Below are 26,992 nucleotides of genomic sequence, written 5' to 3'. Positions count from 1 at the left end.
GTGCACGGTGGAACCAGATCCGAACCGGCCGAGCTGGAGGGGGACCGAGGCATGTCCGTGTCCGTAGAACCGACGTCAGTTGACGCACCCGCGGGAGAGAAGGGGCCGAGCCGGCCGAGCGAGGCGCTGCGACCGCACGCCGAGCACGCCTTCGCCGCCGAACTCGCCGCGCTCGCCGCGCAGGACGACCGGCCGCGTCCGGAACGCTGGCTGCTGTCGCCCTGGGCCGTGGCCACCTATCTGCTGGGCGGCACACTGCCGGACGGCACCGTGATCACCCCCAAATACGTGGGGCCGCGGCGCATCGTCGAGGTCGCCGTCACCACCCTCGCCACCGACCGGGCCCTGCTCCTGCTCGGGGTGCCCGGCACCGCGAAGACCTGGGTGTCCGAGCACCTGGCGGCCGCGGTCAGCGGCGACTCGACCCTGCTCGTGCAGGGCACGGCCGGCACGCCGGAGGAGGCCATCCGGTACGGCTGGAACTACGCGCGGTTGCTCGCGCACGGGCCCAGCCGGGACGCGCTCGTGCCGAGCCCCGTCATGCGGGCCATGGCCGAGGGCATGACGGCCCGCGTCGAGGAACTCACGCGCGTACCCGCGGACGTGCAGGACAGCTTGATCACGATCCTCTCCGAAAAGACCTTGCCGATACCGGAGTTGGGCCAGGAGGTGCAGGCCGTCCGCGGGTTCAACCTGATCGCCACGGCCAACGACCGGGACCGCGGGGTCAATGAACTCTCCAGCGCCCTGCGCCGCCGTTTCAACACGGTGGTGCTGCCGTTGCCGGAGAGCGCCGAGGCCGAGGTCGACATCGTCTCGCGCCGGGTCGACCAGATCGGCCGGTCCCTCGATCTGCCCGCCGTGCCCGACGGCGTCGACGAGATCCGCCGTGTCGTCACCGTCTTCCGGGAGCTGCGCGACGGGATCACGGCCGACGGCCGGACGAAGCTGAAGTCGCCGAGCGGCACGCTGTCCACGGCCGAGGCGATCTCCGTCGTCACCAATGGCCTCGCGCTGGCCGCCCACTTCGGCGACGGCGTCCTGCGGGCGAGCGACGTCGCGGCCGGCATCCTCGGCGCTGTCGTGCGCGACCCGGCCGCCGACCGCGTCATCTGGCAGGAGTACCTGGAAGCGGTCGTCCGCGAGCGGGACGGCTGGAAGGACTTCTACCGCGCCTGCCGCGAGGTGAGCGTATGAGCGCCGGGCGGGACGCCGGGCCACCCGCGTCGGGGGGCGGGGCGATCGTCCGGGGTCCGGGGCCGTTGCTGCTCGGTGTGCGGCACCACGGGCCCGGGTCGGCGCGGGCCGTACGGGCGGCGCTGGAGGCGGCGGCACCCCGGGTCGTGCTCATCGAGGGGCCGCCCGAGGCGGACGCCCTCGTCCCGCTGGCCGCCGACAAGGACATGCGGCCGCCCGTGGCGCTCCTGGCCCACGTGGTGGACGAGCCAGGCCACTCGGCCTTCTGGCCGCTGGCCGAGTTCTCGCCGGAGTGGGTGGCGATCCAGTGGGCCCTGGAGCACGGGGTACCGGCCCGCTTCATCGACCTTCCGGCCGCCCACACCCTGGCCGGGCGGAGAGAAGGGACGGACCCCGACCGGGACGGGCCGGTGAGCGCCCCCTCCGACACCCCGCCCCCGGCCGGAGAGCCCGGCCCCCGCGGCCCCGGCCCCGGGGGCGAGCCTGCGCCGGAAGCCGATTCCAGCCTCTCGGACGAGTCGGGCCCTGCGGAAGCTCCCAGCCTCTCGGATGGTCCCGGCCCTGCGGGTGATTCTGGACCTGCGGATGGTCCCGGCCCCTCGGGTGATCCCGGGCAGCCGGAGGCCGCCGGTGGTTCCGGCCGTTCCGCCGACGGGACCGCCCTGCGGATCGACCCCCTCGCGGTGCTCGCCGAGACGGCCGGCTACGACGATCCGGAGCGCTGGTGGGAGGACGTGGTCGAGCACCGGGCGGGTGCGGCGGACGACCCGTTCGCTCCGTTCGCCGTGCTGGAGGAGGCCATGGGATCGCTGCGCGAGGCGTACGGGGCCGGCGGACACGACCGGGACCTGGTGCGCGAGGCGTACATGCGGCTCCAGATCCGGGCTGCGCAGCGGGAGTTCGGGGACGGCGTGGCCGTGGTGTGCGGGGCCTGGCACGTCCCCGCGCTGCGGCGGAAGGCCACGGTCGGCGCCGACCGGGCACTCCTCAAGGGGTTGCCCAAGGCCAAGGTCCAGCTGACGTGGGTGCCCTGGACGCACCGCCGGCTGTCCCGGGCCAGCGGCTACGGAGCGGGCATCGACTCGCCGGGCTGGTACGGGCATCTGTTCAGCGCCCCCGACCGCCCGGTCGAGCGGTGGATGACGAAGGTGGCCAGGCTGCTGCGCGACGAGGACCGGGGCGTGTCGTCGGCCCACGTCATCGAGGCCGTGCGACTGGCCGGGACACTCGCCGCGATGCGCGGTCGCCCGCTGCCGGGACTGACCGAGACCACCGACGCCGTCCGGGCCGTGATGTGCGAGGGCTCGGACGTTCCCCTGGAGCTGGTGCGCGACCGGCTCGTGGTCGGCGAGGTGCTCGGAGAGGTGCCGGAATCCGCTCCGGCGGTGCCGTTGCAGCGGGACCTCGCGCAGGCGCAGCGGCGGCTGCGGCTCAAGCCCGAGGCGCTGGAACGGGAGATGGAACTCGACCTGCGCAAGGAGACCGACGCGGGGCGCAGCACCCTGTTGCACCGGTTGCGGCTCCTGGGCATCGCGTGGGGCGAGCCCGCGGTGTCCCGCGGCAGCACGGGCACCTTCCGCGAGACCTGGCGGCTGCGCTGGGAGCCGGAGCTGTCGGTGCGGGTCGCCGAGGCCGGCGTGTGGGGCACGACCGTGCTGTCCGCCGCGACGGCCAAGGCCGAGGCGGACGCCGTCGGCGCGCCGTCCCTCGCGGATGTCACGGCCCTCGCCGAGCGCTGCCTGCTCGCCGAGCTCCCGGACGCGCTGCCCGTGGTGATGCGGGTGCTCGCCGACCGCGCCGCCCTCGACACGGACGTGGGCCATCTCGCGCAGGCCCTGCCCGCACTCGTCCGCTCCCTCCGCTACGGCGACGTACGCGGCACGGACACCCGTGCCCTCGCCGATGTCGCGGCCGGCCTCGCCGAACGCGTCTTCGTCGGCCTCCCCCCGGCCTGCGCCTCCCTCGACGGCGACGCCGCCGAGGAGATGCGCCGCCACCTCGACGCCGTGCACGGGGCCGTGGGACTGCTGGGGGAGGCGGCCCCGGAGGCCGCCGAGTCCGGGGGGATCCGCGGGCGCTGGTACGCGGTGCTGCGGGTCCTCGCGGCTCGGGACACCGTGCCGGGCGTGGTCAGAGGCCGGTCCGTCCGCCTGCTCCTGGACGAGGGGGAACTGGCGCAGGAGGAGGCCGCCCGGCTCATGGGCCTCGTGCTGTCGCCGGGCACGGAACCCGCGGACGGAGCCGCGTGGATCGACGGATTCGTCGGGGGCGGCTCCGGCGGCATGCTGCTCGTGCACGACGAGCGGCTGCTCGCGCTGGTGGACACGTGGCTGACCGGGGTTCCGGCGGACGCGTTCACCGATGTGCTGCCGCTGCTGCGCCGGACGTTCTCGGCCTACGAGACGGGAGTGCGCAGGACTCTGGGTGAACTCGTCCGGCGCGGCCCGGCGCCGCGGGCGAACGCCGAGGCCGCCGACTCGGGCTCCGGCATACCCGGGTTCGCCCCCGACCTCGACACCGGGCGCGCCGACGCCGTCCTGCCGATGCTGAGCCTGCTGCTGGGGCTGGCCGATCCCGGCGCGGACACCGGCAGCGACACCGGAACCGGCGCGGACACCGGTACCGGAACAGGCGCCGGAACCGACACCGACACCGATACCGGAATCAGCACCGGCACCGACATCGACAACGATCTTGTGAGGGTGGCTCCATGACCGAGATGGCGGCGGGTGCCGGAGACGAGCGGCTGCGGCGATGGCGGCTGGTGCTCGGCGGCGACGAGGCGGACGGCACCGGACGCGTGCTCTCCGGCCGGGACGCCGCCATGGACGGGGCGCTGAGCGCGCTCTACGGGAAGGGGAGCGGGGGGCGGCCGGGGCGGGACCGCTCGGCGGGGCTCGGGGCGTCGGCGCCGTCGGTCGCGCGCTGGCTCGGCGACATCCGGACCTACTTCCCCTCCTCCGTCGTCCAGGTGATGCAACGGGACGCCATCGACCGGCTCGGGCTCTCCGCCCTGCTCCTGGAGCCCGAGATGCTGGAGGCGGTGGAGGCCGACGTGCATCTAGTGGGCACCCTTCTCTCTCTCAACAAGGCCATGCCGGAGACGACGAAGGAGACCGCGCGGGCCGTGGTGCGCAAGGTCGTGGAGGACCTGGAGAAGCGGCTCGCCACCCGCACCCGGGCCACGCTCACCGGCGCCCTCGACCGCAGCGCCCGGATCAACAGACCCCGCCACCACGACATCGACTGGAACCGCACGATCGCGGCCAACCTGAAGCACTACCTGCCCGAGTACCGCACGGTCGTGCCCGAGCGGCTGATCGGCTACGGGCGTGCCTCGCAGTCCGTGAAGAAGGAGGTCATCCTCTGCATCGACCAGTCGGGGTCGATGGCGGCGTCGGTCGTCTACGCCTCCGTGTTCGGTGCCGTGCTGGCGTCGATGCGGTCCATCGCCACCCGGCTCGTCGTCTTCGACACGGCCGTCGTCGACCTCACCGACCAGCTCGACGACCCGGTCGACGTCCTCTTCGGCACCCAGCTCGGCGGCGGTACGGACATCAACCGGGCGCTCGCCTACTGCCAGTCGCAGATCACCAGACCGGCCGACACGGTCGTCGTCCTCATCAGCGACCTCTACGAAGGCGGGATCCGCAACGAGATGCTGAAGCGGGTCGCGGCGATGAAGTCGTCGGGGGTCCAGTTCGTGACGCTGCTCGCGCTGTCCGACGAGGGGGCGCCCGCGTACGACCGTGAGCACGCGGCGGCGCTCGCCGCACTCGACGCCCCGGCGTTCGCCTGCACACCTGATCTCTTCCCCGACGTCATGGCGGCGGCGATCGAGAAGCGGCCGATTCCGATTCCGGACACGAGGTGAGCGTTCCTGCCCTGAGCGTGAGCGTTCCCGTCCTGAGCGCGAACGACCGGTTCGGGCTGGTTCGGGAACCCGGACGGCCGAAAGCCGGCGGATCCACCCGACCGGACCCCTGCGCGCCCACCCGACAGGCTCCGCGCAGGGGTCCGGTCGGCCGCGCGGGGCGCTCAGTGGCTGCTCACAGGGGCCTCACCGGGTGATCCCCGGCCAGGTGAGGGCCCCTCCGGGCCGGATCTGTGACAGGTATCACCGCCGTCGTGTGAGCTGCGATTTAGGGACCCGTGCCCCACGGCGATAACCTGCGAGACGGACATGCCGCGCGCTCGGACATCGTGTGCGCCACCCTTGTGACAGCGGACGTCACGTTGCCCTTCGCGGCACGCCCACGCATCCAACGAACCGCGAGATCACTGATAGGGACGGACGCGCGTGGACCTGTTCGAGTACCAGGCGAGGGACCTCTTCGCCAAGCACGGTGTACCGGTGCTGGCCGGTGAAGTCATTGACACGCCTGAGGCAGCCCGCGAGGCGACCGAGCGTCTTGGCGGCAAGTCCGTCGTCAAGGCCCAGGTGAAGGTCGGTGGCCGTGGAAAGGCCGGCGGCGTCAAGCTCGCCGCCACCCCGGACGAGGCCGTCGCCCGCGCGACGGACATCCTCGGCATGGACATCAAGGGCCACACGGTCCACAAGGTGATGATCGCCGAGACCGCGCCCGAGATCGTCGAGGAGTACTACGTCTCGTACCTCCTCGACCGCACCAACCGCACCTTCCTCGCCATGGCGTCCGTCCAGGGCGGCGTGGAGATCGAGGTCGTCGCGGAGGAGAACCCCGACGCCCTCGCGAAGGTGCCCGTCGACGCCAACGAAGGCGTGTCGATCGAGAAGGCCCGCGAGATCGTCGCCCAGGCGAAGTTCCCGGCCGAGGTGGCCGAGCAGGTCGCCGAGATCCTGGTGACGCTGTGGGACACCTTCATCAAGGAGGACGCCCTCCTCGTCGAGGTGAACCCGCTCGCCAAGGTCGCCTCCGGCAAGGTCATCGCCCTCGACGGCAAGGTGTCGCTGGACGAGAACGCCGAGTTCCGCCAGCCCGACCACGCCGCGCTCGAGGACAAGGAGTCGGCCAACCCGCTCGAGGCCGCCGCCAAGGCCAAGAACCTCAACTACGTCAAGCTCGACGGTGAGGTCGGCATCATCGGCAACGGCGCGGGTCTCGTCATGAGCACCCTCGACGTCGTCGCGTACGCCGGTGAGAACCACGGTGGCGTCAAGCCCGCCAACTTCCTCGACATCGGCGGTGGCGCCTCCGCCGCCGTCATGGCGAACGGCCTGGAGATCATCCTCGGCGACCCGGACGTCAAGTCCGTCTTCGTCAACGTCTTCGGTGGCATCACCGCCTGTGACGAGGTCGCCAACGGCATCGTCCAGGCGCTCCAGCTGCTCGCCGACAAGGGCGAGGAAGTCACCAAGCCGCTGGTCGTGCGTCTCGACGGCAACAACGCCGAGCTGGGTCGTCAGATCCTGTCGGACGCCAACCACCCGCTGGTCCAGCGCGTGGACACCATGGACGGCGCGGCCGACAAGGCCGCCGAGCTCGCGGCTGCGAAGTAAGGGACGAGGGACTAAACAGCCATGGCTATCTTCCTCAACAAGGACAGCAAGGTCATCGTCCAGGGCATGACCGGTGCCACGGGTATGAAGCACACCAAGCTCATGCTCGCGGACGGGACGAACATCGTCGGTGGCGTGAACCCGCGCAAGGCGGGCACGTCCGTCGACATCGACGGCAATGAGATCCCCGTCTTCGGCACGGTCGCCGAGGCCATGGAGAAGACCGGCGCCAACGTGTCCGTCCTCTTCGTGCCGCCGGCCTTCGCCAAGGCCGCCGTGGTCGAGGCGATCGACGCGGAGATCCCCCTCGCGGTCGTCATCACCGAGGGCATCGCCGTCCACGACTCCGCCGCCTTCTGGGCGTACGCGAAGTCGAAGGGCAACAAGACCCGCATCATCGGCCCGAACTGCCCCGGTCTCATCACCCCGGGTCAGTCCAACGCCGGCATCATCCCGGGCGACATCACGAAGCCGGGCCGCATCGGCCTGGTCTCGAAGTCCGGCACGCTGACGTACCAGATGATGTACGAGCTCCGTGACATCGGCTTCTCGTCCGCCGTCGGCATCGGTGGCGACCCGGTCATCGGTACGACGCACATCGACGCGCTCGCCGCGTTCGAGGCCGACCCCGACACCGACCTGATCGTCATGATCGGCGAGATCGGCGGCGACGCCGAGGAGCGTGCGGCGGACTTCATCGCGAAGAACGTGACGAAGCCGGTCGTCGGCTACGTCGCCGGCTTCACCGCGCCCGAGGGCAAGACCATGGGCCACGCCGGCGCCATCGTCTCCGGCTCCTCCGGCACGGCCGCCGCGAAGAAGGAGGCCCTCGAGGCCGCGGGCGTCAAGGTCGGCAAGACGCCGACCGAGACGGCCAAGCTCGCGCGCGAGATCCTCGCGGGCTGAGCTGTCGCTCGACCGAACGCCGGTGGGCCCGCACCCTTTCGAGGATGCGGGCCCACCGGCGTTCCGCGTCACCGGCGTCACCGTCACGGGTGTTCCGCCTCGCTGGCCTCGCTGGCCTCGCGGGTGTCACGGCGTCAGCGGTTCTCCGGGATCAGCCGTTCCGGGCCGTTCATCTCCTGGGACCTCAGCCTGGCGCGCAGCTTCAGCTCCGCCGCGGACAGAGGCCCGGGGGCGGCCTTGGGCGGCAGGCCGTGAATGGTCTCCGGCGGCGCGAGGGGTTCCTCGTAGTGGTCCGGGGCAGTGCCCAGCGTCAGGGCGGTCACCCCGATCAGCAGGACCGTGAAGGCGATGGCCGCCCGGGTCCACTGCTGGGCCCGGCGCTCCCCGTACCAGCGGACCGTGCGGGGCTTCGCCGCGCGCAGCCGCTCCGCGCTCGCGAGTTCGGTGAGCCGCCGGTGCAGGTCCTCCGGCGACGACAGCTCCGGCAGCCGTGCGGCGACGGCCTCGCGCGCGTGCAGCACCCGGTTGGCCGCCGCGGGCGTGCTCGCCTCCGTCTCGGCCGCGGTCTCCGGCAGCCCGAGCCCCACGCCGTCGTACAGCACCAGGGTGCGCCGGTACACGGGCGGCAGTTCGAGGAGTACGTCGAGCAGGGCGCGGTCGGCGGCGCCGGAGGGTGGTGCTTCCGGGTGACGGTAGCGGGGGCGCAGCCGGTGCCAGGGGGAGAGCGCGTACTCGTAGGCCGTCGCGCGCACCCATCCGGCGGGATCCGGGTCCACGGCCACCTCGGGCCAGCGGTACCAGGCCTCCTGGAACGCCCGTTCCACGGACTCGCGGGCCAGTTCGCGCCGCCCGGTCAGCAGATAGGCCTGTCGTACGAGGGCGGGGGCGCAGAACGCGTAGAGGGCGTCGAAGGCTTGAGCGGGCGTCAGCGACGGCTCCGGGAGTCCGGAGTGTCCGTCCTCGGTGAGCCACCCCTCGGCGAGCCGCTCCTCGGTGAGACGCTCCTCGGCCCGGTTCCGCCGAGGCCGCTCCCCGACCCGGGCGGAACGTCTCTTTCCCGCTGCCCTCCCCGCCCCCACCAGCTCAGGGGTGACGTCCTCCTGAGGGGTGCTCATCTCCGGCCGGGCGTCGGCCGGATCGGCCGTGAGCAGCCTCGTGTACGCCTCCCGCATGCGGCCGCGCGGGGCCGAACGGCCGGCCTCCCAGGAGCGCACCGTCGCCCGGCTGACGCCGAGCCGGGTGGCCATGTCCGCCTGGGTCAGCGACCGGCTCTCGCGCAGACGGCGGCGCTCCTTGGGCGCCGGCAGCGGGGTGGCGGGGCTCTGTGTCATGTCGGGTTCCACAGATTGCCCCTTCGTACGAAAAAGTACATAACTGCATATTGAGCGACACATCCGGGGTTCGCCTGTTACGACGAGAAAGCGCGTGTCGTTGGGAGCATGAGAGCCGTGACTCAAATCACCGACCGCAGGCTCTCGTTGTCGCTCCTGCTCACCCGGATGCGCGACCGATCACCCGGACTGGCCGCGAGCCTCCTGGGCGGCGCCGTCGCCGCGGGGCTCGGGCTCGCCTCGTTCGCCATCCTCGTCATGGTGCTGTGGATCAGCTCGCCGTACCCGGACAGCGGGCCGGGCGGAGCGCTGCACGTCGCCGCCGCCCTCTGGCTGCTCGCCCACGGCGTGGAGCTGATCCGCACCGACACCCTGTCCGGCCTGCCGATGCCGGTGGGGGTGACGCCGCTTCTCCTGCTCGCTCTCCCCGTGTGGCTGCTGCACCGGGCCGCACGGGAGGCGGCCGACGTCTCGTCGGAGTCGTCGCCGCGCACGGCGTGGGCCGGCGTCGTCGCCGGCTATCTGTCCGTCGGCTGGGCCGCCGTGCTGTACGCCTCCGGCGGCACGCTGCGCCCCTCCTGGACCTGGGCGGTGATCTGCCTGCCCCTTCTGGCGGTGATCGCCGCGGGAGCCGGGGTCTGGACGGCGTACGGGAGGCCGTGGGGGCCGAGCCCGTTCCGGGGGAGGCGGGCCGAGAGGATGCTTCCGCGAACCGGAGGGCGCCCGGTCTCGGTCGTGCGCCGTCCGGCCGACGCCGACGACCGGGTGCTCGGCGGTGCGGCGCGGGCCGCCCTGGCCGGGGTCGCGGTCCTCGTCGGGGGCGGGGCCCTGCTCGTGGCGGCGTCGCTCGTGTGGCACGGGGACACGGCCCGCGCCTCGTTCGTGCAGGTCACCGGTGGGTGGTCGGGCCGGTTCGCCGTGCTGCTGTTGTGTCTGGTCCTGGTGCCCAACGCGGCCGTGTGGGGGGCGGCCTACGGGCTCGGGCCCGGTGTCGTCCTGAGTGCGGGTCATGTCGCCGGTCCGCTGACCGCGGGCGTCTCGGGGACGCACACGCCGGCCGATCCGCTCCCCGCGTTTCCCCTGCTCGCGGCCTTGCCGCAGACGGGATCCGCGGCGCCGTCGCCCTGGCTGAGCGCGCTGGTGCCGCTGGCCGCCGGGGTGACGGTGGCGTGGTTCGCGGTGCGGGCGGGGGCCGCGCGAGGAACCCCGGGCCGGGAGGAGGCCTGGCCGCTCGGGCGGACGGTGGCCGCCGTCTCGATCGCCGCCGGATGGTGCGGCGTCGCGCTCGGTGTGCTCGCCGGGCTGGCCGGGGGGCCGCTGGGGGTCCGTGCACTGACCCATTTCGGGCCGCTGTGGTGGCAGGTGGGGCCCGCGACGGCGGTGTGGACGGCGGCCGTCGGGATCCCCGTCGCGGCGGGCGCGGCCGTGCGGCGGGACCGGGCGCACGAGGCCGCCGGGGGCGCGGGTGCCCGCCGGGGCCCGCGAGGGATCGGGTGGACTCCGCGCCCACGGATGCGCGCCTGGCTGCCGGGGTGGAGGGGCAGTTCCGCGATGCCGCTGCCGACGCCGGTTCCGCTCCAGGGGGCGCCGTCCACCCCCGGCCGGGTCGACCCCGCGGTACTGGCGTCCGTCATCGAGAGCTTCGACCCCTACGACCCCTACGACCCGTACGACAGCTACGACCCCTTCGAGCCGTACGACGCTCTGCCGGGGGAACCCACGGCGGGCGCCCGGCACGGGGAAGCGTCGAGGGAGACCCGCTGGGAGGCCCTGCGAAAGGCGGGCGGCCCTCCTGAGCCGGAGTCGCAGGACTCGGGGGACCCCGGGGACGGGGAGGGCCCCGAGGGCCGGGGGGACCCGGCGGACGAGGGGAATCCCGAAGGCCGCCCGGCCCACCGGAACGGCCTGGAGCACCCCGAGGGCCCCGCACGCAGGAACGGGCTTGAGTACCTGGAGTCGTCCGGGAGTCCGGAGGGGCGGGGGCCTCGAAGCGAGGGCGGGCCGGAGAATCCCTGCCCGGACGGCCTGGGCAGCGGTTCGCCCCGCTGACCCGGGACCGGCCCTCGCCCTCGCGGGTTCCGGCGGCGGACCGGCCTCCGGCCCGGGGAAGGCCCGGGCGGGAGGCCGGTCGTCAGTTGTGGGTGCCCAGCAGCCCGCGCAGGTCCTTCGGGAGAAGGTCGTTGCAGGACTGCTTCGCGGCGGTCGTCAGGGCGTCGTTCGTGCAGGAGTAGTAGTCGCTGTAGACGAGGTGGGCGGTGAAGACCCCGGCGACCAGCACGATGGCCAGCGACGCGGTGACGATGCCGCTCACCGCGGCGGTCGTCTGCGGGCGGGTGTTCGGATCGGGAGCCGGGGTGTCGGGGTCCGGTGTACGCGCCTTGGAACGCAGCGCGCTGCTGCCCCAGTACAGGGCGAGCGCCCCGAGCAGCAGGGCCACGTACGGCCAGCCGAAGAGGACGAAGAAGAACGCCCACATGCCGGAGAGCAGCGCGTAACGGGCGCGGCGCTGGGCCGGGTCCGTGGGATCCCAGCGCATTCCTCCGCCCGGCGTGCCGCCAGGGCCTTCGGGGCCGCCCTGCTGCCCCTGCGGTGCGCCCGGCCGGTCGCCGAAACCGCCGCCGTTGGAGGGACCGGGCTGCCGGTCGCTCCACTGGCTGCCCCAGGGCGAGTGCCCGGAGCCCTGCTGTCCGTCCCCGTCGTTCTCACCGGAGCGCTGTCCGTGCCGGCGCGGCTGCCAGGGCCGGTCGGGTGTCCCCTCCGGCGGCGGCGCGAACGGATTGTCCTCCTGGCCGGAGGAGGCCGGGCCGGACGGGGGAGTGTCGGGCGCGTCGGGCATGTCGGGTCCGCGCTCGTCAGAGGGGCCGCCGCTGCCGCCCGCCGAGCCGCCGCCGTTCCCGTCCGCGGAGCCGGGCCCGCCTGTGGAGCCGTCCTCGCCCGGCCTCGGCGGGGTGGACGAAGAGCGCCGCTCGCGCAGCAGGAGCGGAGGGAGTCGGAGACTGCGGTCCGGCATCAGGTGAGCGTCTTCCCCTTGGTGGTTCTGGCAGGTGGCGTGTTCACACAGTTTCGCGCTCGCGACGCGCGCCCCGAGCCGGTCCTCCCGGGCTGACGCCTCGGGCCGGTCCGCCCCGGACTGACGCCCCGAGCTTCGCACTCCGGACTCGCGCCCCGAGTTTCGTACCCCCGGACGCGTGCTCCGGAGGTCTCCGGAACCCGAGCCGCGGGTGGTGCCGGGGCCATGCCCCGGACGTTCGTCCTGGTCCCAGATCAACGTCTCGCGCGCACAGGGCGTTCCCCGTGCCGGAGGCGTTCCCGGGTGGATCCTCCCCAGACGCTACCTTCCGGCCTCGCCCCCGTCCCGTGGGGGCCGCCCGGTGTGCCGGTATCGTTGCTGACGGTCGGCCGCTTCGTAGACTTCCCCGTATCCCGGGGCGTGAAGCATTCGTACGACCGTACAAACGCTCCCCCGAGAAAGGGCCCTCTCGTGGCCAAGACCAAGCGCCTCGTCGTGCTGGTCTCCGGATCAGGTACGAATCTGCAGGCACTGCTCGACGCCGTCGCGGAGGCCGGCTCAGCGGCCTACGGTGCTGAGATCGTGGCCGTCGGAGCCGACCGGGACGGCATCGAGGGGCTCGCGCGGGCCGAGCGTGCCGGGCTCCCGACCTTCGTGTGCAAGGTCAAGGACCACGGCAGCCGGGACGAGTGGGATCTCGCGCTCGCCGAGGCGACCGCCGCGTACGAGCCCGATCTCGTCGTGTCCGCCGGGTTCATGAAGATCGTGGGGAAGGAATTCCTCGCCCGGTTCGGCGGACGGTTCGTCAACACCCATCCCGCGCTGCTCCCCAGTTTTCCCGGCGCCCACGGCGTCCGTGACGCGCTCGCGTACGGAGCCCGGGTCACCGGCTGCACCGTCCACTTCGTCGACGACGGCGTCGACACCGGACCGATCATCGCCCAGGGCGTGGTCGAGGTCCGCAACGAGGACGACGAGAGCGCTCTGCACGAGCGCATCAAGGAAGTCGAGCGAAGGCTGCTCGTCGATGTCGTGGGGCGGCTCGCCCGCAACGGCTATCGCATTGAGGGACGAAAGGTAGTTATCCAGTGACCGCCGACAGCACAGTCACGGCCGAGAGCACCGAGGGCACCAAGCGGGTCATCCGGCGCGCGCTCGTCAGCGTGTACGACAAGACCGGTCTCGAGGAGCTGGCCCGCGGGCTGCACGCGGCCGGCGTCGAGCTCGTCTCCACCGGGTCCACCGCCGCGAAGATCGCCGCGGCCGGAGTGCCCGTCACCAAGGTGGAGGAGCTGACCGGCTTCCCCGAGTGCCTGGACGGCCGGGTCAAGACCCTGCACCCCAAGGTCCACGCCGGGATCCTCGCCGACCTGCGCCTGGAGAGCCACCGGCAGCAGCTCGCCGAGCTCGGTGTCGAGCCCTTCGACCTCGTCGTCGTCAACCTCTACCCGTTCAAGGAGACGGTGGCGTCCGGGGCGACCCCCGACGAGTGCGTCGAGCAGATCGACATCGGCGGCCCCTCGATGGTCCGCGCCGCGGCCAAGAACCACCCCTCCGTCGCCGTCGTCACCAGCCCCGCCCGCTACGGCGACGTCCTCACCGCGGTCCGGAGCGGCGGCTTCGACCTGCACACCCGCAAGCGGCTCGCCGGTGAGGCCTTCCAGCACACGGCCGCGTACGACGTCGCCGTCGCCTCCTGGTTCGCCTCCGCCTACGCGCCGGTCGACGACTCGCAGTTCCCCGACTTCCTCGGTGCCACCTGGGAGCGCGCGCACACGCTGCGCTACGGCGAGAACCCGCACCAGCCGGCCGCGCTCTACACCTCCGGCACCGGCGGTCTGGCCGAGGCGGAGCAGCTGCACGGCAAGGAGATGTCGTACAACAACTACACGGACACGGACGCCGCCCGCCGTGCCGCGTACGACCACGAGGACCCCTGCGTCGCGATCATCAAGCACGCCAACCCCTGCGGGATCGCGGTCGCGTCGAACGTCGCCGAGGCGCACCGCAAGGCGCACGCCTGCGACCCGCTGTCCGCGTTCGGCGGTGTGATCGCGGTCAACCGCCCGGTCACCAAGGAGATGGCCGAGCAGGTCGCGGAGATCTTCACCGAGGTCATCGTCGCGCCCGAGTACGAGGACGGCGCCCTCGAAGCCCTCACCAAGAAGAAGAACATCCGCGTGCTGCGGGCCCACCAGGCCCCGGCCGCCCCGGTCGAGATCAAGCCCGTCGACGGCGGCGCGCTGCTCCAGGTCACCGACCGGCTCCAGGCCGACGGCGACAACCCGGCGAGCTGGACCCTGGCCACCGGTGACGCCCTGAGCGAGGGCGAGCTCGACGAGCTGGCCTTCGCCTGGCGCGCCTGCCGCGCGGTGAAGTCCAACGCGATCCTGCTCGCCAAGGACGGCGCCTCGGTCGGCGTCGGCATGGGCCAGGTCAACCGCGTCGACTCCGCGAAGCTCGCGGTCGAGCGGGCCGGCGCCGAGCGCGCCCGCGGCTCCTACGCCGCCTCGGACGCGTTCTTCCCGTTCCCCGACGGCCTGGAGATCCTCGCCGACGCGGGCGTCAAGGCCGTGGTCCAGCCCGGCGGCTCGGTCCGCGACGAGCTGGTCGTGGAGGCCGCGAAGAAGGCCGGCATCACCATGTACTTCACCGGTACGCGGCACTTCTTCCACTGATCCGGCGCCGATACGCGAGGGCCGTGTCCCCCTTCACAGGGTGGGACACGGCCCTCGGCGCGTACCGGTGCGTACCGGAACGTTCGGTTCAGTAGCGGGGACGGTTGAACCACGCGGCGCCGGACGGCGCGATCATCGCCGCCGCCATCACACCGCCGAAGCCGACCCACAGCAGCGCGAACACCAGCGACGCGGAGGAGCCGATGTCCGCCGCGTTGATCAGGGCGAGGAAGCCGAGCAGGGCGCCCAGGATGCCGTAGACCATGGTGGTGATCCGGATGCCCTGGCCGCCTCTGGTGAACTTGACCCCCAGAGTGATCGACAGACCCGCGAGGCCGAGCACGATCAGGGCGATCACGAAGAAGATGCCCGCGGAGGCGTGGCCGATGTCCGACAGGCCGTTGTTGCCGAAGGTGTCCTCGCCCGAGTTGGAGACGTCGTTGATGGTCGCGGCGCCGAAGATGAAGCCGATGCCCATCAGGACCTGCACGCCCGCCACGATGAAGAGCAGCACGCGGGCGGTCATCATCAGGCCCGGCATGGTCTGCGGCATCATGTTGCCCGCCGGGTAGCCGGGGTATCCGGGCTGCTGCGGGTAGCCGTAGCCCTGCGGGGGCACGGTCGGCGGGGCCTGCGGGTACCCGTAACCGGGAGCGCCCGGCGGTGCGGCGGGAGGCTGCTGCGGCGGCGGGCCGTAAGGGTTGTTCGGGTCGCCGAAACTCATGGCGGGTTTCCTCCGTTGCCTGATGCGGGGACTACGCGCGGCACGGTTCGGAGGAATTTCTACAGAGCGGTCCGTCCCCCCGGTACTGCCCGCGACACTGTGGTTCTCATCGTTCTTTAGCACTCTCTTACTTGTCCAGCGCCATTCCGTATGTGTTGTCCAAGTGCAACATGAGTGATCATGGCCGGATACGGGTGAATCGGGCACGCGGCGACTTCCGGGAGGCGGCCGAAAGGCAACGGAAAAGCCACAGAACGGCCGCTGAACGGCTGTAGCGGGGTCCCCGCGGCCCCGGATTGGAACCTGGACCGCGTCATCCGGGAGGATGGGGGGCATGACCGCCCAGATTCTCGATGGCAAGGCCACCGCAGCCGCGATCAAGTCCGACCTGACCGTCCGCGTGGCGGCCCTGAAGGAGAAGGGCGTCACGCCCGGCCTCGGGACGGTCCTGGTCGGGGACGACCCCGGAAGCCAGAAGTACGTCGCCGGCAAGCACCGCGACTGCGCCCAGGTCGGCATCGCCTCCATCCAGCGCGAACTGCCCGCGACCGCGACGCAGGAAGAGATCGAGGCGGTGGTCCGCGAGCTGAACGAGGACCCCGCCTGCACCGGCTACATCGTCCAGCTGCCACTCCCCAAGGGCATCGACGAGAACCGCATCCTGGAACTGATGGACCCGGACAAGGACGCGGACGGCCTGCACCCGATGAACCTCGGGCGTCTCGTCCTCAACGAGCCCGCCCCGCTGCCCTGCACCCCCAACGGCGTCCTCACGCTCCTGCGCCGCTACGGCGTGGAGATCAAGGGCGCCGAGGTCGTGGTCGTCGGCCGCGGTGTGACCATCGGGCGTCCGATGCCGCTGCTGCTGACGCGGCGCAGCGAGAACGCCACGGTCACCCAGTGCCACACCGGTACCCGTGACCTCTCCGCGCACCTCAAGCGCGCCGACATCATCGTCGCCGCCGCGGGCTCCGCGCACCTCATCCGGGCCGAGGACGTGAAGCCGGGCGCCGCCGTCCTCGACGTCGGTGTCTCGCGCAGCGCCGAGGGCAAGATCGTCGGAGACGTCCACCCCGACGTCGCCGAGGTCGCCGCCTGGATCTCCCCGAACCCGGGCGGTGTCGGCCCGATGACCCGGGCCCAGCTGCTCGTCAACGTGGTGGAAGCGGCGGAGCGCAGTGTCGGCTGACGGCAACACCCACGAGTCCGGGGCCGGCGCGGCGCGCGGCGGCACCGAGTCGGCCGTACGGGAGGCGGAGAGCGCGCTGCGCGCCGCTGTCACCGGGGGGCGTGACCCGGGTTCCGCTTCCGCGGGGGCTTCCGATCCTGGCGGGGTCTCCGCTTCCGTGGCGGCTTCCGCTTCTGGGTCTGGCGGGGGTTCTGCTTCCGCGGGTGCGGGTGCGGGTGCGATGGTCGGTTCCGTGGCCGGGGGTTCTGACGGTCGGGGGGCCGGGGCCGGTGTGCGGTCCGCGTCCGAGAAGGAGAGCGAGATCGAGACCGAGTCGAAGACCGGGGTAGGGGCGGAGACCGAGGTTCATGCCGAGGCTGCGGTTGAGGCGGGGGCCGGGGCTGTGTCTGCGGCTGAGGCTGACGCCGGGTCTGGAGCCGAGGCCGGAGCCGAGTCCGAGTCCGGGGCTGACGCCGAGTCCGAGTCCGAGGCTGACGTTGCCGGTGGGGGCGCGGCTGAGGCTGAGGGTGACGAGTCGGACGGGATGACCGTCCGGGACGCGATCAGCGCGCCCGATGCCCAGGGCGAGCCGCGGCGCACCACACGGCGCTTCCCGCTGTTCACCCGGGACACGGCACGGCCCGAGGGCGGCGGCCGGGCCGCGTCCGGGGACGCCCCGGCGCCCGCGCGTCAGTGGCCCATCCTCACCGTGCTGTCCGCCGTCGCGCTCGGCCTGCTGCTCACCGCGCTCGACGTGTTCCGCGTCGGCACGATCCTGATCGGCGCCGCGCTGCTCGCGGGTGCCGTGATGCGATGGATGCTGCCCAGCGTCGGCATGCTCGCGGTCCGCTCCCGCTTCACGGACATGCTCACCTACAGCGTCCTGGGCATCGCCATCGTGGTGCTCGCGCTGATGGCCCAGCCCCACCCGTGGCTGGAGATCCCGTTCCTCGACGACACCCTGCACTTCACGGTCCGCTGAACCGCGGACGGCATGCGCGTGCGTGCCGGCCCGGCTGTGCGTGCCGGTGGCCCGTCCTCTCCTTCGAGAGGGCGGGCCTCGTCGTTCTCGGGAATGACGGCGGCCCGTCCCCTCCCCCGAGTCAAGGACGGGCCGCGATCGGGCGAGTGTTCCGCCCGGGGTCAACCCTTGTGCACGAGAACGGGCTGTTCAACAGCTTGCCGTCCGCTGTGGCACGGAAGTGACCATTCCGGCACGGTGTGCGCGCCGTATGACGGGAGCCGTACAACTGCGGCTCGCGCAGCTGTCGTTGCCGCCCTCGCCGCCCGGTCCTCTGCCCTGTGGTCTGTACTGGTGGAACACTGGCGTGTACTGGGGGAGTGGGGGAATCGATGCCTCGTTGGAAGGCCTTGCCGGGCGAACTCGACCCGCGGGTAACGGAGTTGGTCGAGCAACTTCGACTGCTCGTCGACCGGAGCGGGTTGGGTGTCGCGGCCGTGGCCGACCGTACGGGCTACAGCAGGACATCCTGGGAGCGCTACCTGAACGCCGGGTTGCTCGCTCCCAAGGGGGCGGTCGTCGCGCTGGCCGAGGTGACCGGGGCCAACCCCGTGCATCTGGCGACCATGTGGGAGCTGGCCGAGCGTGCGTGGAGCCGTTCGGAGACGCGCCACGACACGACGATGGAGGCGATACGGATCTCCCGGGCGCGGGCTGTGCCGGGGGAGTTCGGTCCGGTGGCGTCCGCTCCCGCGGCCGGGGCGCCGGAACCGCAGGACGCGCGGCCCGTCGGGGCCGGACGGGGTGAGGGCTCCGCGCGGCGGAAGCGGCGGTTGACGGTGTTCGTCGCCGCTGTCGTGGGGACCCTGGCCGTCGTCGCGGCCACTGTCTGGCTCACCCACGGTGCCGGGAGGAAAGACCCGGGCGCCGCGCCGAAGACGCCGACGGCCTCCGTGAGTCCGCGGCCCGTTCTGCCGCCCGGGGTGAAGTGCAGTGGGGTCTCCTGCGCGGGGAAGGACCCCGAGAAGATGGGCTGCGGCGGCCGGCTGGCCACGACGGCGACCAGCGTGACGGTGGGGACCACGCTGGTGGAGGTGCGGTACAGCAAGACGTGCGGAGCGGCTTGGGCCCGTGTCGCGCGGGCGGCGGCGGGGGACCGGGTCGAGGTGTCGGCGGGGGCCGGGGCGAAGCGGACGGCTGTGGTGGGCACGGACGTGGACACGTACACGCCGATGGTCGTGGTCAAGGGCGCCGCTGACGCGAAGGCTTGCGTGACGCTGGGGTCGGGGCGGGCGGGGTGTACCGCGTAGCGGTTCGCTTGCGCTGGCGTTTGCGGTGTCGGTCCGGTGGGTGGGTCGGGGCCGTGCCGGTGCATCAGCCCGTCGCCGTTGGGTGAGGCGTGGCCGTCGGTGGCGACGGGCATCGATGTACCGGCACGGCCCCTTCCGCCGGATCCCGGCTGTGGGTACGCGCCCGCTTGGGTGCGTGCGGGCGTGAGTTTCAGCCCCTCCGGCGTTCGAGGAGCGGGGTCCGGGGCGGAGCCCCAGGGTGGGTCGGGTAGGGGCGGAGGGGGCGAAAGAACGCCTGTGGGCCGGGGCGGAAGAAACTTCGGGTTTGGGGGATTGAGTTGGTTCTGCGGGGGCAGGCGGACCGTACCCCCACGGGATCCGGTGCTGTCGGGAAGGGGGGAGATCCCTTCCCGGAGTGTCCGGTAACCCCTTTGGCGGTCGCCGAGTTCACCCTCTCCCGAGCCCGGCGACCGCCTGCCCGGGGGATCCGCGGGCCATCTGTGGGGTGGGCCACACGGACCCTGACGTCCGGCGTCCCGGATGCGCGATAGCCTGGCGGCGGATCTCTCTTGACGCCGAGAGATCGATCATCGGGACCTTTGATCGATCATTGCGGTGGTTGCAGGGGACGATCCTGCACCCGGGGCAGGGACGCCCCACCGCCAGCTGTCATACGGAGAACGCCATGACTCGCACTCCCGTGAACGTCACCGTCACCGGCGCGGCCGGCCAGATCGGTTACGCCCTGCTCTTCCGCATCGCCTCCGGCCAGTTGCTCGGCGCGGACGTGCCGGTCAAGCTGCGCCTGCTGGAGATCACGCCCGCGCTGAAGGCCGCCGAGGGCACCGCGATGGAGCTCGACGACTGCGCCTTCCCGCTGCTTCAGGGCATCGACATCACGGACGACCCGAACGTCGCCTTCGACGGCACCAACGTCGGTCTCCTCGTCGGCGCCCGCCCCCGTACCAAGGGCATGGAGCGCGGTGACCTGCTCTCGGCCAACGGTGGCATCTTCAAGCCGCAGGGCAAGGCCATCAACGACAACGCCGCGGACGACGTCAAGATCCTGGTCGTCGGCAACCCGGCGAACACCAACGCGCTGATCGCCCAGGCCGCCGCGCCGGACGTACCCGCCGAGCGCTTCACCGCCATGACCCGTCTGGACCACAACCGCGCGCTGACCCAGCTCGCGAAGAAGACGGGCACCACGGTCGCCGACATCAAGCGTCTGACCATCTGGGGCAACCACTCCGCCACCCAGTACCCCGACATCTTCCACGCCTCGGTCGACGGCAAGAACGCCGCCGAGGTCGTCAACGACGAGAAGTGGCTCGCCGAGGAGTTCATCCCGACCGTCGCCAAGCGCGGCGCGGCGATCATCGAGGCCCGTGGCGCGTCCTCGGCCGCCTCGGCCGCCAACGCCGCCATCGACCACGTCTACACGTGGGTCAACGGCACGGCCGAGGGCGACTGGACCTCCATGGGCATCCCGTCGGACGGTTCGTACGGTGTGCCGGAGGGTCTCATCTCCTCCTTCCCCGTCACCACGAAGGACGGCCGGTACGAGATCGTCCAGGGCCTGGACATCAACGAGTTCTCCCGCACCCGCATCGACGCCTCCGTCAAGGAGCTCGAGGAGGAGCGCGAGGCGGTCCGCAGCCTCGGCCTGATCTGATCCGATCGGACCAGAACTGATCTGAACGTGCGATGCCCGGGTGGTGATGACCACCCGGGCATCGGTGTGTTCCAGGTCCGGTGGGTCACCCGCTTCCGACCACCAGCTCCGCGAGATCCAGAAAAGCCTCCGTCGTTCCCGTGCGCAGGCGGCCCAACTCCCGGAATCCTGGAGACCGCAGCGACATGTCGAACGGGACGACGACGATCTGCGCGATGGGGGTGCCGAGGCGCAGTGCCAGGTCGCCTGGGCGCACCCGTTGACCCGCGCCCTCGATCTCCGAAGCCACCACGATCGCCTGGTCCGCAAGCGTGCGGCGTCCCGAGTTGCGCAGCCCGTCGAGCAGGGAAGCGGAGGAGTCGAGGAACCACTCGGTGGTGCCGCAGCAGAGGATCAGCTGGTCCGTGAGGGTCAGGGCGACCTCGGCGGACCGGTCGAGCCGTGTGGGTGACCAGTCGGTCAGGACGAAGGAGTAGTAGGGCGCCGTCTGGGCCAGCACGCGCGCGTACTCCTGAGCGTGTACCGGGTTGGAATTGAAGTGGCCCGAACGGTGCGCGATCACTTCCAGGCCCGATGCGAAATGGCTGGTGAGGGCCTTGATTTCGTCGTACGTGACATCCGGCGCCAAGGCGGCGAGGTCGCGCAGAGTGGCTCGGTTGCGAGCGGTCAGGAAGGAGTCGAGCGCTCCTTCCGACGGCGCTCCGTCAAGGGCCAGGACAGGTTCGTCACGAACGGCGGCGAGCAGCGAGCCGAGGACCATGGTCGTGGTGGCCCGGCCGCTGTAGTGGTAGGCGCCCACGAGAGTGATGCGCCTGCTCCGGAGCAGCGGCTTGCGCAGCCGCTGCAGACGAGCGTCGCGGCCGGTGCCGCCGAACCGGGGCAGGCGGAGCGAGGGGGTACGCCGCTTCGGCCGGTTATCGACGGGCGGCAGAGCGAGCGGTATGTCCGTCAGGGCGTGGGCCGACGTCGCGACAGGCGCTTCCACGCTGTCCCGCGTCGCCCGGGCCATGGCGATGTACCGGGCCATGATGTCCGCGACCTCGCCGGCGATGGGGCGCTGCGCCGGATCGGGGTCCAGACAGCGGAGCACGAGCAGCCTGAGCTGCTCCCATGTGTCGCCCTGCCACATGTGCATGCCCTCGGGTAGACCCGGCATGTCCCAGCCCGCCTTACTGCTGACGAGCTGGAGCATCTCGCCGAGGGACCGGACGTTGTCCGCGGAGGTCGGCACGGGGCCCGCTCCGAGGTAGCGTCCGTCGACGACGCAGTCGGACAGGTTGCCAAGGATCACGGAGCGCCGTAGGACGAACACACTGTCGGGACTGAAGTCCGCGAGGACCAGGCCGTTGACGTGACAGACGGCGAGGGCGCTCGCCAGATGCCAGGCGACGACGAGGCCGGCGATCTTGTCGAACGGGGCCCTGTTGTCGAGCGAGGCCCGGCTGAAGATCTCCGACAGACGGGGCGGCTGCGCGTCGGGTGCGTCGGCATCGGCGATGGGTGCCATCGCCAGCCAGGGCGGGGCCGCGTCGAGCGCGGTGCCGTACAGCGCGGGCGCGTACTGTCCGCTGAGCCGGGTGAGAACCTCGGCCTCCACCTCGATCAACCGTGCGTTCGCCGCGGGGAGATCGGGGCGGGGGACACGGAGCACGGCCATCTCGTTCTGCGCGGTCGTACCCTGGTACACAACCGTCCGACGGCCCCGCCGCCGTCCTCGAAGCGTGTACGGCCCCAACTCGCGTGGGTCCTCGTCCGTCAGCGGCTTCCAGTCGTCCGGCCCGGCCGCGGGCGCCCCCTGCTCGGTGGGTTCGAGAGTGGCGGGTGGGCCGTCGACCGACACGCCGAAGCGGGTCAGCAGTCGCCGCTCGACACTGGTGAACGGACTTTGGGAAACGGGCAGTTGTGCGTTGCCGTCCGGGTGGGCCAGCCAGGCGGGAAAGTCGGGTGAATTGCCGGCGAGTTGCTCCAGGCGGAGGCCGATGCTGCGGCTCGTCTTCAGGAGTTCGGCCTGCGGGACCGCGTCGAGGAGTACGGATTTCGACTCGTCGGAGAAGTCGAAGACGAGGTGCTTGGCAGGCAGCGGGCCGGGTACGGGCGCCGGATGCGGCCGGATGAGGCCCCCCAGGAACACTTCGGCCAGGTGCGCTGTGCGAGCGGGCCACGGGACGGCCGTCTGCACCAGCCGCATCACCGGTACCGACAGCGGTGAGACGGCCGCCAGATGGGCGGCGAGGCGATACGCCTCGGGAGTCGCGGCGTCGCGGAACTGCTGGGTGTTGTTCAGGTCGCGGGAGGCGGCGACCACCGTGTATCGGCTGGGGCGAGCAAGCAGGGGGAGCTCCACGGTGGCCCCCGGCGAGGCGAGCAGATGCGCCCAGTCCCGCAGTGCGGCGGCCGTCGGTTCCAGGACCGGGACGCGTACGCCGGTGAACTCGGCGAGGTCGGGCGGCAGGACCCGGTCGGTGATCTCCCAGGAGGTGTTGGCGCCACCGACCCGCCGGGTGGTCGCCTGCCAGCGTTCGGCGTGGATGCCGGATGCCTCCCACAGCTCGGGTGGCAGGGTGTGCAACAGAGCGACTGGACCGCGTGCGGCCCACACCGCCAGAAGGTCGTGCATGGTCCCGTTGCGCCAGCCGGCGCCCATCCCGTCGCTGACGACCAGAATCAGGGTGCGGCCCGAGGGATCCCGTACGGTACTCAGCGGCATCTGCGCGCTGTCGTGCTGGAAGGGCCGGGCGCGGAGTCGCGGCTCGCGGGCGTCGCGGGTGTCCAGACCGAGGACGCGCGTCGTCGCGAAGGCGCCCAGTCGTTCGAGCAGGGTGCGCAGTTCGGTGCCGAGCCGGTTCCACAGCAGCATCGACAGGCCGTCGTCCACGAGCAGCACCAGATTCAGCCAGCGTTCCTGTACAGGCCGCTGCACCACGTCGGGGAGCCGCGTCTCGGCAAGTTCGGTGGCAGTGCGCTCCTCGTCGATCTCCAGTCGGTGCCGGCTGGCCAGTCGGCGACGCAACGGTCGTAACGCGCGTCCGAGTTCGAGTTCGTCGTCGAGGACCTTGCCCTCGGGAACCCGTATGGGCAGTGCTCTGCGCGCTTCCCGTTCGGGCCGACGCAGCCGGATCTCGGGGACAGGATTCTGGCGTGCCGCCGCGTACAAGGACGGCTCGGTCAGATCAGGCAGGTCCGGGGTGTCGGACTCGGGTCCCGGCCGTGACAGGGGCTGTTCCGCGGGCTCGGGGGTGTCGGCCCGTGGCGCGGGCTGTGGGGATGGGCGAAGGCCCCGGCTCAGGGGAGCCGCATCGGTGGCAGGCAGGCGGCGGGCGAGCCAGAGCACGTCGAGGACCAGGTCCGCGTCCAGCTCCTGGCCGCCGGCGGCGAGGACCCTGAGGGCCTCGCCGAGTCGCTCGCCCTCGCCCGCCATGGTCACATCGCCCCTGTGAGCTGGTGGAGGACGGCGTCGAGAAGGCCCTCGGCGTTCAGATCGACGCCGCCGACACGCAGGAAGACGGCGTTGAGGAGCTGGTCGGTGGCGAGTTCGCCCGGGGCCCGGCGGCGCAGGAACGCGTCCAGCAGGTCGTCCGCCTCCCGCAGCGCGTCCTCGCCCAGATGGGCCGCGACGATGGCACGCAGCCGGGCCTCGTCCGGCACCGGCAGTTCGAGGCGGACACAGCGGCGCAGGAACGCGGGCGGGAATTCGCGCTCTCCGTTGCTGGTGATGACGACGACCGGGAACTCCGCACACTGGATGCGCCCCTGGTGGATGCCCACGGTGCCGCGGTGGTCGGCGGTCTGCACCTCCACGTCGGCGACGTCCTCGGGGAGCCTGGTGAGCTCGGGGATGTCGAAGACCCCCTCTTCGAAGACGGTGAGCAGGTCGTTGGGAAGATCGACATCGCCTTTGTCCATCTCGTCGATGAGCAGGGCGCGGGGGGCTGCGGAGGGGACCAGCGCGGTGCCGAGCGGACCGAGCCGGATGAACGTGCCGATGGACGGCTCGCGTTCACCCCGGTCGCGGCTCAGCGTCGTCTCGCGCAGTCGGCCGATGGCGTCGTACTGGTAGAGGGCCTCGGGCACGGTGGAACGGCTGTTGATGGGCCAGCGCAGCAGCTCCCCCAGGTTCAACTCGTGAGCCACCGCTCGAGCCAGTGACGACTTGCCGGTACCGGCCGGGCCGGTCACCAGAAGCGGACGGCGCAGATGCAGTGCGGCATTGACGACGTCGGCGTGCTGCGGCTCGATCAGGTACGGCAGTTCGGGCCGGACCACGTGAGCCGGGGCGAAGCGCCGCCAGGGCGGCGCCGGCGGAAGGGTGACGGCTCGGGGCGCGCCGTTTCCGCGGAACAGGCGCCAGTCGGCGTCGGGAGCGGTCGTCATGCCCTCTCCTGCAGTTCGGAAGTCAGAGGTGGAACGGGTCCGGGAATGGGCTTCATGCGCTCTCCTGCGGTTCCGTCAGATGCAGTCGGGGCACGGTGCGGTCGGCGTCGGCCCAGGCGAGGACGGGGCGGCCGGGGAAGTCATGCGGGTTGACCATGGTCTTGGCGCGGTAGGAGCGGACGCCGTCAGGCAGTTCACGCGTGGCGACCCCCGCCATGTGCTTGACGACGTGCGAGTCCTTGTCCCGCCCCCGGTCCCACACCACTACTGGTACCCCGACAGCCAGGCAGACCTGCACGATGCCGTCGCGCAGACCCGGAGGTACGTCGACGGAGACGCGCACAGCGTCGAGCTTCTCCATCAGTTCGTAGTAAATCTGGTTCGGATCCTTGGACGCGTCCGAGAAGACCAGGGTTGCTCCGGAGTCGAGACGACTCCACCGGCGGCGCCATTCGGGGAGAAAACGCTCGTGGCGGCGCAGGAGTTCCGGACAGTGCACGACGAGAGGAAACTCCACCCCGAGCACACCGGGCACGATCTCGTCGGGGGCCCGGCCCTCCCATTCGTCGACAGGCAGGTTGAGGCTGGCGCGGTCCACCAGGACCTCTACGAGAGGGCGTTGGTCCTGGGGGGCGGACGGGGCGAGGGACTCCAGGACCCGCAGCAGCTCGCGGGCCGCCTCGGACGCCGTACAGGAGTCGGCTGTGGCCGAGACCTGCCGGGGCCCCGCGCCCTCGTCGCACCAGATCCGCAGTCGGTGGCGCCCTGCCTCGGCCCGCCGCACCTCGACCAGGACCCGCACCCGAGTCGAACGCGTACGTATGTCTCGGGCCCAGTCCTGGGCATCCGAGCGTCGCTCCGCGAGGGCCGAGCGCGGAATGCCGAGCCGGGCGGTCACTCCGTCCGACCAGAGACGAAGCTCGGCGCGTTTCGGTCCGGGGCACAGCATGGCCACGTACTCCATGACGCGCAGCAGGGCCGGGACCCGCGGCTCACCGCCGTCCGAGTGGCCGTCGCCGGGCAGCGTCTCCAGGTGGTCGAGCAGCGTGTCGAGGCTGCCCCCTCCGGAAAACGCGGCCACCAGCGGCAGCGCCGCGCGCACCGCTTCTCCGAACCGCCCGAGCACGGTGCGGTCGACGCCACGCAGCAGCTTGTGCAGGCGGGTGTGTTCGCGGGGGGAGAGGAGCCGGGGCCCACGTGAGAGATGGCCCGCGATCAGGAAGCGGTCGGCGGCTGCCGGGTCCCGGCGCCGCAGGGTCTCGGTGAACGCCGCGAGAGCCCGAGGATGGGTGAGGAGAAAGTCCGCGAACTCCTCGACCGTGGGCGGTGTCACCTCGCCGCCGTGGCCGACACCGCAGGCGCGCGTCAGCTGCCGGGCGGCGTCGCCGCGCCCGGACGGCGACGGGAACGCGGCCTCCAACGCCTCGACGAGCAGCAGGTGGGCCGGATCGTCGGGGTCGGAGGGGGCGACATCCTGGAGATGGAACGCGCCCACGGCACGCAGCTCGGTCTCGATGTGCTGCCAGGGGATGCCCCAACTGCGCCGGATCAGGTGCTGGGGGCTGTGCGCGGCGTGGCCACCGGTGCGCGGATCGTGGGGAGGCATGAAGTGCGCCACGACGAGACCGACCACGGCCCTGTTCCGGGGGCACCACAGCGGGCCGCCACTGTAGCCCGGGCCGACGGCCATTCCGGTCGCCTCGCCGTCGAGGTATCCCACAGGTCCGTCTGCGGACTTGACGGTCAGATCGGCGAACGTCGCTCCGCCCGCGCTGCCGTGCCAGGCCCGTACCTCCTGACCCGCCTCCATGGCGTTCCTCGGGGCCGCCGGACATACGGTGTCTTCAGGTGTGTCGACCCGTAGTACGGCGAGGTCGCCGAGCCAGTGGTCGTCGCCTGCGTGCACCGTGCCGCCATCCCGGGTTCGCGGCGCGATCCAGTGCGCCACGCGTGCGGCACGCCGCTGCTGCCCGTGCGGCCCTCTGAACTCGACGGTGATTTCATCCGGTCCCGGAGCCCGCGACTCGAACAGCTCTTTGCCCAGGGCGTCGTTGACCACATGCGCGCACGTCACCACAGTGTCGGGGCCGAGAATCAGCCCTCCCCCGGCCACCTTGCCGTCCCGCGAGCGACGGACCGACGCCAGGCACGCGACCGGGTTGCCGTCATCCGGGAACCCGAGGGGCCGAAACCACCCCACGGG

The 26,992-nt window shown here is 72.0% G+C and carries 18 protein-coding genes; 12 read left to right on the top strand and 6 right to left on the bottom strand.

All coding sequences use genetic code 11. The features are described 5' to 3' along the window. The first annotated feature begins 51 nt into the window (after positions 1–51). The 5 genes from OG780_RS16950 (at position 52) to sucD (ending at position 7,582) form a co-directional block, all read left to right on the top strand. Positions 52–1,197, top strand: a complete 1,146-nt coding sequence (locus tag OG780_RS16950) for an ATP-binding protein (protein ID WP_328449095.1) — start codon at positions 52–54, stop codon at positions 1,195–1,197. After that, the gene (locus OG780_RS16945; RefSeq protein WP_443062167.1) at positions 1,194–3,911 is read left to right on the top strand and encodes a DUF5682 family protein; all 2,718 of its coding nucleotides are present in this window, start codon (positions 1,194–1,196) and stop codon (positions 3,909–3,911) included. Before OG780_RS16950 ends, OG780_RS16945 begins: the two co-directional genes overlap by 4 nt. Beyond that, positions 3,908–5,071 carry a VWA domain-containing protein gene (locus tag OG780_RS16940; protein ID WP_328449093.1) on the top strand — a complete coding sequence of 388 codons (1,164 nt, stop codon included), beginning with the start codon at positions 3,908–3,910 and terminating at the stop codon, positions 5,069–5,071. Before OG780_RS16945 ends, OG780_RS16940 begins: the two co-directional genes overlap by 4 nt. 426 nt (positions 5,072–5,497) lie before the next feature. Beyond that, positions 5,498–6,676, top strand: coding sequence for an ADP-forming succinate--CoA ligase subunit beta (gene sucC, locus OG780_RS16935; protein WP_328449091.1), 1,179 nt, complete (start codon positions 5,498–5,500; stop codon positions 6,674–6,676). A gap of 21 nt (positions 6,677–6,697) precedes the next feature. After that, a complete protein-coding gene (gene sucD, locus OG780_RS16930; protein ID WP_261705930.1) occupies positions 6,698–7,582 on the top strand; it encodes a succinate--CoA ligase subunit alpha in 885 nt (294 codons plus the stop codon). Positions 7,583–7,716: 134 nt separating this feature from the next. Here the strand turns inward: sucD and OG780_RS16925 are convergent, their stop codons facing one another. Then, positions 7,717–8,913, bottom strand: a complete 1,197-nt coding sequence (locus tag OG780_RS16925) for a helix-turn-helix domain-containing protein (RefSeq protein ID WP_328449084.1) — start codon at positions 8,911–8,913, stop codon at positions 7,717–7,719. A 108-nt stretch (positions 8,914–9,021) separates the two neighbouring features. Between OG780_RS16925 and OG780_RS16920 the strand changes: the two genes are divergently transcribed. Beyond that, positions 9,022–10,962 (top strand): cell division protein PerM, encoded by a 1,941-nt coding sequence (locus tag OG780_RS16920; RefSeq protein WP_328449082.1) that lies wholly within the window; start codon positions 9,022–9,024, stop codon positions 10,960–10,962. Between the two features lie 82 nt (positions 10,963–11,044). Here OG780_RS16920 and OG780_RS16915 read toward each other — a convergent pair whose 3' ends face one another. After that, positions 11,045–11,923 carry a hypothetical protein gene (locus OG780_RS16915; RefSeq protein WP_328449081.1) on the bottom strand — a complete coding sequence of 293 codons (879 nt, stop codon included), beginning with the start codon at positions 11,921–11,923 and terminating at the stop codon, positions 11,045–11,047. A gap of 471 nt (positions 11,924–12,394) precedes the next feature. Between OG780_RS16915 and purN the strand changes: the two genes are divergently transcribed. Beyond that, positions 12,395–13,015, top strand: coding sequence for a phosphoribosylglycinamide formyltransferase (purN, locus tag OG780_RS16910; protein WP_328449080.1), 621 nt, complete (start codon positions 12,395–12,397; stop codon positions 13,013–13,015). Then, positions 13,012–14,601: a bifunctional phosphoribosylaminoimidazolecarboxamide formyltransferase/IMP cyclohydrolase gene (gene purH, locus OG780_RS16905; RefSeq protein ID WP_328449079.1), complete on the top strand. Its 1,590-nt coding sequence runs from the start codon at positions 13,012–13,014 to the stop codon at positions 14,599–14,601. Before purN ends, purH begins: the two co-directional genes overlap by 4 nt. A gap of 88 nt (positions 14,602–14,689) precedes the next feature. Here purH and OG780_RS16900 read toward each other — a convergent pair whose 3' ends face one another. After that, on the bottom strand, positions 14,690–15,325 hold the full coding sequence (locus tag OG780_RS16900) for a hypothetical protein (protein ID WP_328449077.1): 636 nt from the start codon (positions 15,323–15,325) through the stop codon (positions 14,690–14,692). 334 nt (positions 15,326–15,659) lie between these two features. Between OG780_RS16900 and OG780_RS16895 the strand changes: the two genes are divergently transcribed. The 4 genes from OG780_RS16895 to OG780_RS16880 all read left to right on the top strand — a co-directional run bounded on the left by OG780_RS16895 (position 15,660) and on the right by OG780_RS16880 (position 20,418). After that, positions 15,660–16,514, top strand: coding sequence for a bifunctional methylenetetrahydrofolate dehydrogenase/methenyltetrahydrofolate cyclohydrolase (locus OG780_RS16895; protein WP_081218974.1), 855 nt, complete (start codon positions 15,660–15,662; stop codon positions 16,512–16,514). 382 nt (positions 16,515–16,896) lie between these two features. Next, positions 16,897–17,475, top strand: a complete 579-nt coding sequence (locus OG780_RS16890; RefSeq protein ID WP_328449074.1) for a DUF3017 domain-containing protein — start codon at positions 16,897–16,899, stop codon at positions 17,473–17,475. A 371-nt stretch (positions 17,476–17,846) separates the two neighbouring features. Beyond that, complete coding sequence (locus tag OG780_RS16885) at positions 17,847–18,764, top strand: helix-turn-helix domain-containing protein (protein WP_328449072.1); 918 nt, start codon at positions 17,847–17,849, stop codon at positions 18,762–18,764. A gap of 664 nt (positions 18,765–19,428) precedes the next feature. After that, on the top strand, positions 19,429–20,418 hold the full coding sequence (locus tag OG780_RS16880; protein WP_326785946.1) for a malate dehydrogenase: 990 nt from the start codon (positions 19,429–19,431) through the stop codon (positions 20,416–20,418). Positions 20,419–20,503: 85 nt separating this feature from the next. On the opposite strand, the gene OG780_RS16875 is transcribed toward OG780_RS16880, so the two are convergent. Genes OG780_RS16875 through OG780_RS16865 form a run of 3 tightly spaced genes read right to left on the bottom strand, consistent with a single transcriptional unit; the run spans position 20,504 to position 26,989 of the window. Further along, entirely contained in the window at positions 20,504–23,836 is a 3,333-nt protein-coding gene (locus OG780_RS16875) for an SAV_2336 N-terminal domain-related protein (RefSeq protein ID WP_328449069.1), read from the bottom strand. A gap of 2 nt (positions 23,837–23,838) precedes the next feature. Continuing rightward, complete coding sequence (locus OG780_RS16870; protein WP_328449067.1) at positions 23,839–24,789, bottom strand: AAA family ATPase; 951 nt, start codon at positions 24,787–24,789, stop codon at positions 23,839–23,841. A gap of 52 nt (positions 24,790–24,841) precedes the next feature. After that, positions 24,842–26,989 carry a VMAP-C domain-containing protein gene (locus OG780_RS16865; protein ID WP_328449065.1) on the bottom strand — a complete coding sequence of 716 codons (2,148 nt, stop codon included), beginning with the start codon at positions 26,987–26,989 and terminating at the stop codon, positions 24,842–24,844. Positions 26,990–26,992 lie beyond the last annotated feature (3 nt).

The sequence above is a fragment of the Streptomyces sp. NBC_00386 genome (assembly GCF_036063235.1).
Taxonomy (GTDB): domain Bacteria; phylum Actinomycetota; class Actinomycetes; order Streptomycetales; family Streptomycetaceae; genus Streptomyces.
The sequence above is the reverse complement of the archived record's forward strand: the minus strand, read 5'-3'. Positions and strand labels throughout refer to the sequence as shown.